The sequence below is a fragment of the Pantoea sp. VS1 genome (assembly GCF_002207995.1).
GTDB lineage: Bacteria > Pseudomonadota > Gammaproteobacteria > Enterobacterales > Enterobacteriaceae > Pantoea > Pantoea dispersa.
Map to the genome: position 1 here is coordinate 1 of NZ_NHZE01000163.1, position 592 is coordinate 592.

The 592-nt window shown below is 62.3% G+C and carries 1 protein-coding gene and 1 pseudogene; both read right to left on the minus strand.

Features of this window, described 5'->3' with window-relative positions; translation table 11 throughout:
- Positions 1 to 264 (minus strand): transcription termination/antitermination NusG family protein (locus tag CBW22_RS25475; protein WP_303396011.1); only part of this gene is annotated, 264 nt, incomplete at its 3' end.
- Between the two features lie 12 nt (positions 265 to 276).
- A pseudogene (locus CBW22_RS25480) lies at positions 277 to 592 on the minus strand (F-type conjugal transfer pilus assembly protein TraB); the annotation flags it as partial.

The following is a 592-nucleotide window of genomic DNA, read 5'->3' on the forward strand; positions in this document are numbered from 1 at the left end:
CATAATGGCGAGGCGGCTGCCAAAGCTCACAATCGTCGCCACGCCGCGGGTCGCCCTGATGGTGGTGGTGTGGATTTCCTCCGGGTCGAAGCGGGCAAAAATGTAACCCGGAAAAAGGGGCTCCAGCCTGGCGCTGACGCGGCCGCCGCTCAGCCTTCTGTCGTGATACAGCGGCAGCCAGCTTTCCACGCGCTGGTTGGAGAGGTGCGCCTCTGCCTTCTTTTCCTGCGCAAACTTCGTTTTCAGTACGTACCACTGTTTCATCCGGACGCTCCTTCACTGGGGAATGGTGTCGCCGAGGTGCAGCTGGCTGGCCTGACGCAGAACTTCATCGGGATTTAACACCGGCGCGCTGTTGCTGCCGCCGTTGCTGACCGGCTGGTTCGCTGCGGTCTGCTGCACCACCGGCTGCGGTGCCTCTTTCTGTGCCTTTTCGGCATCAGCGTCTTCTATGGTTTCCAGCCTGAAGCCCTTCTGGAACACCACGGTCACGGCGTTGCCGGCACCGATATCAATCACCGGGTGGTACTGCTCGGCGCGCTTAATCCAGTACTGGCTCAGCGTGTCCGCCGCCTTGCTGGCGCCGCCGCCG